Raw genomic sequence first — 5,299 nt, forward strand, 5'->3', positions numbered from 1 at the left:
CTACAAGATCGTTGAGGATACTGCAGCACTTATGAATTCTGATTACAAGCCTCTTGGGAAATGTCCCTGCTGTGGTTCTGATGTTCTGGAAAAACAAAAAGGTTTTTTCTGCAGCAATAAATCCTGCAGGTTCGCTCTATGGAAGGATAACAGATTCCTGGATGCACTTTCAAAGAAGATGACAAAGGAAATAGCTGTATCACTTATCAAGGATGGCAGATGCAGACTAAAGAAGTGCAGATCCATAAAGACAGGAAAGACCTATGATACGACTCTTGTTTTAACCACAAAAGATGATGGCCAGGCAGGTTTTATTTTGGATTTTGATAAGAAGAAAAGATAAGGGGGACAACATGAATACTGTAGATGACAACCCTTTAAAGAATGCAGAGATGACCCTGGAGGATGATTATGACTCCATCGATGGGATCATTAACAATGGTTCGAAGAAAGAATCAGAAGAAAAAATTCAGGAAGAGCAGAAGTCAGTAAAAGCAAAGATCAGGGAGCATGAAGAAAAGATAAAGAGTTTTTTCAGAGAGCCAAAGAAAATCCGGAGACCATCATTATGCCGTGATGGAGACTAAATATGGAAAAAAGGAAACGTCTTGAAGCGAGACTGACAGAGCAGGAACTCAAGCTCATCAAAGAAAAAATGAAGAAATGCGGGATCAGGAATAAGAGTGCATTCCTTCGGAAGATGGCTATAGATGGGTACCTTATCCGGCTGGATCTTAGCGATGTGAAGGAGATGATCCGTCTCCTTCGCATCAATTCCAATAATCTCAATCAGTATGCCAGGAAAGCCAATGAGTGTGGTTCTGTCTATGAAAAGGATATCCTAGAATTACAAAACCAGCAGAAATTAATCTGGGTGGAAATGCGAAAGATCCTTGAAAATCTTAGTAGGCTGCAGAAGTAATAATGTAATGAAACAATGAGACTCAAGTATATCTTATCTGAATTACAAATACCCTTAGGAAGGAGGTGATCACAGATAGCTACTACAAGACTCATCGCCATGCATCAGAACAAAGGAAAGACCGTAGCCCAGTGCCTGAAGGCAAGAACTGATTACGCAAAAAACGGAGAAAAGACTGAGAATGAAGAACTCATTTCTTCGTATGCCTGTGACAAGGAAACCGTGGATCAGGAGTTTCTTCTTGCAAAGCAGGAGTATCTCAGGATAACCGGACGAAAGCAGAAGGGAGATATTATCGCTTATCAGATACGTCAGTCCTTTAAGCCCGGGGAGATCACGCCGGAAGAGGCCAATGCTGTCGGGTATGAAACAGCCATGCGATTCACTAAAGGAAATCATGCATTTATAGTTGCCACTCATACCGATAAGGCCCATATACATAACCACATAATCTTCAATTCCACCAATCTTAATTGTGACAGGAAGTTCAGGGATTCATGGTTCATAGCTCTGGTCCTGCAGAAAGTCAGTGATATAGTGTGTCTTGAGCACGCGCTGTCTGTCATAAAACCCAGAAGACCTTCTGAACGGGATAACAGGAATCCTTATCACAGGGTATCTCTGAGAAAGGAACTTAGAGAACATATTGATACGATTCTCCAGGAAGATATAAAGGATCTTAATGAATTTCTTAAACGATTACAGGAATCCGGGTTTGAAATAAAATATGGAAAATATATTTCTGTAAGAGGGAAGGGACAGAAAAGATTCATACGATTATCTTCTCTTGGGGAAGGATATACCGAAGAAGATATCAGGAAACGAATCCTAAGAGAGAATGAGTTCTATTCTGAAGAACAGGGAAAGGAAGCCGGGAAGAACCAAAGGAAGCAACGAAAGATCAAACAATCTTCAAGAGGATTTGATCTTCTCATCGACATCAATAAGAAGATGCAGGAAGGAAAAGGCAGGGGATATGAACGCTGGGCAAAGGTATATAATGTCAAGCAGATCACCAAAGCTCTTCTGTTTCTTCAGGAGAATGGTATAAGAGACTATGAAGAACTTGAGAAGAAAACAGCCGAGACTTCTGAAAGATTTGATGCTGTGTCAAAGCTGATAAAAGAAAAAGAAGATAAGCTTCATGATATAGCAGCTCTCAAAATGAACATCATCAATTTCGCAAAGACAAAGAAGATTTATGATGAATACCGTAACTTAAGATACGATAAGGACTATTTCGAGGCACACCGGGAAGAGATAACCCTGCACAGAGCTTCGAAGGCAGCCTTCAACATATACAAAGGTAAGAAACTGCCGAAGGTAAAAGAACTATCAGAGCAGTACAGTGAAGTACTTGAAGAAAAGCGGAAACTGTACAGTGAATATAAGGAAGCAAGGAAGGAAATGATGGACATAAAGATAGCAAAACAGGATATCGACAGGTTCCTGAAGATAGAGGAAGAGCAACATCAGTTGGACAAGCGGAGAGTACAAGAGCATACACGATGAATTTACGGGTGGATGGCATTTATGAAATACTGTTCACCCATCTTTTTTTATTTCAAGAAATTTACATGAAGTCTCGACGGCAAAACATTCATTTGCCCTGAATGCTCTGCGGTCAGTTCTGGGGGATTGGGGGCTACCCCTCAACAAGCGAATGCCCATTTGTACGGCAATGGGCACTGCTTGCGACTTTTGTACCGAATTCGGGATAATCTTGGTTATACCGAATTATTAGTTATCCCGAAATATTTTTACACAGGACGTTTTCAACTGAAATATGTCTTTACAATTCGGGATAACTTTATAATGATCCACGGCGTCTATCAAAGAAATTCATTACCGAGAGTTTTAGAATTCGGGATAATATTTAAATGAGCAAACCTCATCATATGGTACTTGCAATGACTTTTTTTAATTAAAAACAATAGATGTTGAGAAAATCAAGCCAAAATATTATACCGAATTCCCTATGAGTCAAGGATTGAATAATATGAATGTAACCACAGGCACAGATATAGTTATCCCGAAAATTTTTGTATGAAGAACCTTATGTTAAGCCGTTCATTCATTACTTTTGGGATAATATTTGATTCGGGATAACCACAATTAGCTCAGATGATTTCACATCAGTCTTGATAATGCATTTTTAGCAGACCCGTCTCCATTATTTGCAGCAACTTGATACCAATGTTTAGCTAAGTTTAAATCTTTACTTGTACCCATTCCGTTCTCGTATAAAACTGCAAGATTTGATTGAGCGTATGTATCTCCGGATTCGGCGCTCTTTTTTAACCAATAAAAAGCTTGGTGATTATCTTTTGAAACACCCTCGCCGTTACAATACATTACTCCTAATAAACCCATTGCAACTACATTATCATATAATTCGGCACCCTTCTTTGCCCAATAGAATGCCTTTGAAGTATCTCTTGATACTCCATCACCGTTATAATACATATATGCTATACTTGATATTGCACTGTCATTTCCATTTTCGGCAGCAACTTGATACCAGTGTTTAGCTAAATCTAAATCTTTATTTGTTCCTACTCCGCCATAATATGCATTTGCAAGACTATTCTGAGCTATTGTATCTCCTAATTCGGCTGCTTTTTTATAATATTCAACTGCTTTAGAAGTATCAGGTGTTACAATTACGCCTTCCTTATAAATATTTCCAAGTTTGGTAGTTGATCTCCAATATCCTTTATCAGAACTTTTGGATAACAATTCTATTCCTTTGTTATTATCTTGCATGCACCCTTGACCTGATAAAAATAGGTCAGCTGCTTCATTCTGAGCAAATGGATCTCCTTGTTCTGCCATTTCAATCACTCTTGGTATATAAGTATTTAATATTTCTTCACGTTCCTTTGAGGTAACGGGGAATTCCCAAGCAGTATTAAGTGCTGCTAACGGATCCCCTAATTCACTACCTTTCCGTCTCCATTGAAAGCTGGTATTAATATCTTTCTTGATATGACCATAGTTATGATGAAAATATTCACCTAAAAAATACATTGCACGAGGATAACCATTGTCACCTAGATGTAAAAAAAGCTCGAAAGCATCATCCAATTTGCCATTTAAAAACATATTCTCGGCCACAGACTGTAGTTGTTCACTGTTTATTGTTGATATTAATATATCAGCACTTTTCTTTGAACTTTCAGGATTATAACCATAAACATATATAGACTGATTATCTATATTAATATCATTCAATATTTGATTAGTATATGAGGCAGATTCATTGGTTGCAATCGGTAATGAGGTGGTTTCGTTGGTGATTAATTCTGAATTAGTATCTATTTTTTCTCCTTTATTCTCTAGAAAGCGATCAACATATCCGAGCATATCGTCAATAACTTCAACGGGCATTCCAGTAGATTCAGCTTTTGCTAAAACAAGATCCTTTCCGATTTCTTTCCAGTTTACTTCATTAATTAAGTAATCAGACACCCCTTTATCATTAATGTTCTCAGCAGCATTTGCTATTTTATTCCAATCAATAACAGCTAAAACAGGGATGTTAAAACTTGCTATTTTATATGCTAGTTTTCCGATTGTTTTCCACTCTTCAGGAGTGAAAAATTCAACGACATTTTTAACAGTTTTCCCAAATGATTCACCTATATGTGAGCCTTTTGAAGAAACATCTTTACCATTAATTTGTAAATGCTGAACTTTTCCGCCATTCATTGAAGTCTGAGCTGCATCGATAAAATCAACAGCATTAGTTAAACCCTTGTAAAGAATTTCGTTATTTGCAATAGTTCTTCCCAATGCATCAGCGGCATTATCCAAAAAATCATCAAAAATACCCATATTATTCCTTTCGTTAAAAATTTTTAAAAAAACTTTTATATAAATTGGTTAATTATGTAAAATATGACTTCTAAAACTATAGCATTGATGAATGAATTAGTATTATGCAAGGAAACACAAGCACAGTTAAGTTAAATAATGTAAAAAAGGTATTGTTGCGAACAACAATACCGGAAATACATAAGGTGCAAGATAAACTTACTCTGTGAATTAATCGACCTGTACCCACTGATGATAACCACCGTCAGGACATCTATTAACTGGTGGTTTTGATATTCTTATAGTTCTTCCGCATTTTCTGCACTCCCACAAATGCATCTGACCAAAATAAATCTTACACATGAAAAAACCTCCTTATAGGATAATTAAACTAAAAAAATCACGCACAAAACAATCCTTAGTACCACAAACGTAACATAAGCACTTTCACTTGTCAATGAAAAAATCCTCCGTAAAGCACATATATAAGAAAATATCCTCTTCTTTTTTGGCTAAACCTATTTGGATTTTACTAAAGGATAGTTACAACTAAGGTTGAAA

The 5,299-nt window shown here is 37.0% G+C and carries 4 protein-coding genes and 1 pseudogene; 4 read left to right on the forward strand and 1 reads right to left on the reverse strand.

Annotated features, from left to right (window positions below):
* From T515_RS17735 to T515_RS15770, 4 genes and pseudogenes are all read left to right on the forward strand, one after another.
* A pseudogene (locus T515_RS17735) lies at positions 1–343 on the forward strand (DNA topoisomerase III); the annotation flags it as partial.
* A 10-nt stretch (positions 344–353) separates the two neighbouring features.
* Positions 354–587 carry a DUF4316 domain-containing protein gene (locus T515_RS15760; protein ID WP_036613369.1) on the forward strand — a complete coding sequence of 78 codons (234 nt, stop codon included), beginning with the start codon at positions 354–356 and terminating at the stop codon, positions 585–587.
* Positions 588–589: 2 nt separating this feature from the next.
* Positions 590–922, forward strand: a complete 333-nt coding sequence (locus T515_RS15765) for a plasmid mobilization protein (protein ID WP_036613371.1) — start codon at positions 590–592, stop codon at positions 920–922.
* A 99-nt stretch (positions 923–1,021) separates the two neighbouring features.
* Entirely contained in the window at positions 1,022–2,434 is a 1,413-nt protein-coding gene (locus T515_RS15770; protein WP_330372698.1) for a relaxase/mobilization nuclease domain-containing protein, read from the forward strand.
* A gap of 618 nt (positions 2,435–3,052) precedes the next feature.
* On the opposite strand, the gene T515_RS16930 is transcribed toward T515_RS15770, so the two are convergent.
* On the reverse strand, positions 3,053–4,759 hold the full coding sequence (locus T515_RS16930) for a tetratricopeptide repeat protein (RefSeq protein WP_051671821.1): 1,707 nt from the start codon (positions 4,757–4,759) through the stop codon (positions 3,053–3,055).
* Positions 4,760–5,299 lie beyond the last annotated feature (540 nt).

The organism is Oribacterium sp. P6A1, assembly GCF_000702885.1.
Lineage (GTDB): Bacteria > Bacillota > Clostridia > Lachnospirales > Lachnospiraceae > Oribacterium.